Annotated in this window: 2 rRNA genes; both read right to left on the bottom strand. The window is 52.8% G+C overall.

The window, feature by feature from the left end:
- Positions 1-106 (bottom strand): 5S ribosomal RNA (rrf, locus tag PQG66_RS25305); the annotation flags it as partial.
- A gap of 105 nt (positions 107-211) precedes the next feature.
- Positions 212-318 (bottom strand): 16S ribosomal RNA (locus tag PQG66_RS25300); the annotation flags it as partial.

The raw sequence follows: 318 nt of genomic DNA, 5'->3' as shown, positions 1-318 counted from the left end.
TTCTACTCTCCCAGGACCCTGCGGTCCAAGTACCATCGACGCTGAAGGGCTTAACGGTCGTGTTCGGGATGGGAACGTGTGGAACCCCTTCGCTATCGCCACCAAACGTTTGAGAGTTTGAGCTCTCAAAACTGAGCAACGAGTGAGTAACTAGCCGACCTGGCTAGATTTTAAATTTGAATGTTTCCACTCGGGAAACGATTCTCCATAGAAAGGAGGTGATCCAGCCGCACCTTCCGATACGGCTACCTTGTTACGACTTCACCCCAATCATCTATCCCACCTTCGGCGGCTGGCTCCTTGCGGTTACCCCACCGA

Origin of the sequence: Paenibacillus sp. JJ-100 (assembly GCF_948329825.1) — a bacterium.
GTDB lineage: Bacteria > Bacillota > Bacilli > Paenibacillales > Paenibacillaceae > Paenibacillus.
This window is presented reverse-complemented; position numbering and strand designations above follow the sequence as displayed.